At 70.0% G+C, this 2,556-nt stretch carries 2 protein-coding genes and 1 pseudogene; 2 read left to right on the forward strand and 1 reads right to left on the reverse strand.

What is annotated here, in order from left to right:
* Window positions 1-639: 639 nt before the first annotated feature.
* Entirely contained in the window at window positions 640-1,575 is a 936-nt protein-coding gene (locus AC2VON_RS14385; protein ID WP_486953548.1) for an asparaginase, read from the reverse strand.
* Between the two features lie 46 nt (window positions 1,576-1,621).
* Here AC2VON_RS14385 and lspA point away from each other — a divergent pair, with 46 nt between their 5' ends.
* Both lspA and AC2VON_RS14395 read left to right on the forward strand, forming a co-directional pair.
* The gene (gene lspA / locus AC2VON_RS14390; protein WP_486953549.1) at window positions 1,622-2,209 is read left to right on the forward strand and encodes a signal peptidase II; all 588 of its coding nucleotides are present in this window, start codon (window positions 1,622-1,624) and stop codon (window positions 2,207-2,209) included.
* Window positions 2,210-2,235: 26 nt separating this feature from the next.
* Window positions 2,236-2,556 (forward strand): annotated as a pseudogene (locus AC2VON_RS14395) (RluA family pseudouridine synthase); the annotation flags it as partial.

Raw genomic sequence — 2,556 nt, forward strand, 5'->3', positions numbered from 1 at the left:
CCGCAAGGCGCTGCGGCCGGAGAGAGCCCCGATGAAACCGACCACCGACACCCCCAGGATGCTCGACAGCAGCAGCGCCACCAAGATCTTGGACTGAATACCGAACCGGAAGCGGGGCCACGGCAACAGCCGGCGGCGCTTGCGTGTCATTTCCGGCGGAGCCCATCCACCGCCGATAGACCGGTGCTTCTCTCCGCCCTTTCTCCGGCTCGTTTGCCTGCTCGGTTCCGTGCCCTTGTCAGAGGATGGTCCGGCGTCATTTACCCCACTCGACGTCAATCGCCTCTCCGCCTTTCTCCCGCAGGACTCGGCTCCGCTAAAGCAGCAGAGTAACGCGCGAACCCCGGATATCGGCGATTACCGCAAAGCGGTGCCCACAACCGAAAGGACGGCACGAGCCTCGGCGGCGTCCCACGCGGGCGCGACTACCGTCGCAGGAATGGCACGGGTCTGTATGGTCGGCAGCGGCAACCCGACTAGTAGCCAACCTGAAATGCGTTTGCCGTCGCCATCATGTGCTCAAAACGTTCTGGGGGTCGCAGGATCGACAGCTGTCCGACGGCACCGTCGTTTGGACCAGACGCGCGACGCCCACACCGCCGAACGCAACCGACCCCTGCCCTTCTGGCAGTGGAGCATTCAGCCCCAGCGGTCGATGACCTCACCGACCGGTAGCCGCGCGGCCAGTGCGGCCATCACCAGCACCCGCGCCTGCGCGGGTCGCAGTCGCGGCACTGCAATAGCGCCCGCGTCCACCAGCGCGCGGCCTGGGCCGTAGTCCGGGCTGACCCGCGCACCGGGCACCCGGCTGGACACGGCGATAACCAGCCCGCCGCGGCGGTGCCGCCGCACCCCGTCGATCACGGCTGCCCCGGCGTTGCCCGAACCCGGCGCCTCCAGCACCACGCCGCGTGCACCCGCAGCCACGCAGGCGTCCAGGGCGACCGTGTCCGCACCCGCATACACTGCGACGATATCCACTCGCGGCGTGGCAGCCGGCTCACCCAGATAAGGCCGCACTTTTCGGCCGGTCAGGGCGACCCGGCCGTCGGCAACGGTGCCCATGACCTCCCCGGCGAACCCGGTGAGATCCCGGCTGGCGACTTTCTGCAGGCCCAGCGGGGCCAGCACCCGACCGGCGAAACACACCAGCACCCCGAGGTCGCGGGCGGCCGGGCTGCCGGCGAGGGTCAGCGCGTCGCGTAGGTTGCCCGGCCCGTCGGCGTCGGGTGCGTCCGCGCCGCGCTGCGCCCCGGTGAGCACCACGGGAACGTCGCCGCCGTAGGTCAGCTCCAGCCAGAGTGCGGTCTCCTCGCACGTGTCGGTGCCGTGCGTGACGACCACCCCGTCGGCACCGTCGTCCACCGCTTTCTGCACCGCGGCGCGGATTCGCTCCCAGTCGGCCGGGGTCAACTCCGAGCTGTCCAGTGCCATCAGATCGACGACTTGGACTGTCGCGTCCCGGCCCATCCCCGCGACCAGGTCTGCGCCGCTGCGGGTCGGCCGCCGGACCCCGTCGTCGTCGACACAGGTGGCGATGGTCCCGCCGGTGGTGATGACGGTAAGGCTGGTCATGCCTGCGATCATGCCGCGATCATGCCGCACGCCGCTCTAGGGGATGATGGGTTGCGTGACCGAACAGCCGATGGGCTCGACCGAGCCGACGGTGGACCCGGACGCCGTCCAGGCCGCCGACGTGCCCACCCCGCCGCGGCGGCTGGGCCTGTTGCTGGCGGTCGCTGCGGTCGTGCTGGCAGCCGACATCGCCACCAAAGTGCTCGCCGTCAAGATCTTGACCCCCGGCCAGCCGGTCTCGATCATCGGCGACACCGTGACATGGACGCTGGTGCGCAACTCCGGCGCCGCATTCTCGATGGCCACCAGCTACACCTGGGTGCTGACGGTGATCGCCAGCGGTGTGGTGCTCGGCATCATCTGGATGGGACGCCGTCTGGTGTCGCCCTGGTGGGCGGTCGGTCTGGGCATGATCCTCGGCGGCGCGATGGGCAACCTGGTGGACCGGTTCTTCCGGGCGCCCGGCCCGCTGCGGGGGCATGTGGTGGACTTCCTGTCGATCGGCTGGTGGCCGGTGTTCAACATCGCCGACCCGTCGGTGGTGGGTGGTGCGATCCTGCTGGTCGCGCTGTCGGTGTTCGGCTTCGACTTCGACACCGTCGGCCGGCGGCGCCCCGGCGAAGAGTCGGGCTGACACTTCCGGTGACCACCAACCGTTCGATGCCGATCCCGGAAGGGCTGGCAGGCATGCGAGTGGATGCCGGGCTGGCACGCCTGCTGGGCCTGTCGCGGACCGCCGCCGCGGCGCTGACCGAGGGCGGCGATGTCGAGCTGGACGGGGCTCGTGCGGGTAAATCGGATCGGCTGGTCTCGGGCGCCTGGCTGCAGGTGAGGTTGCCGGAACCCCCGTTACCTCCGGAGAACACCGGCGCCGAAATCGAGGCCATGACGATCCTGTACTCCGACGACGACGTCGTGGTCGTCGACAAGCCCGCCGGGGTGGCCGCCCACGCGTCGGTGGGCTGGACCGGGCCGACGGTG

Source organism: Mycobacterium sp. TH-M82, assembly GCF_057473605.1.

Coding starts and splice junctions, on each gene's coding strand:
- AC2VON_RS14385 (WP_486953548.1), bottom strand. CDS start 1,575: ATGACCAGCCTTACCGTCATCACCACCGGCGGGACCATCGCCACCTGT.
- lspA (WP_486953549.1), top strand. CDS start 1,622: ATGGGTTGCGTGACCGAACAGCCGATGGGCTCGACCGAGCCGACGGTG.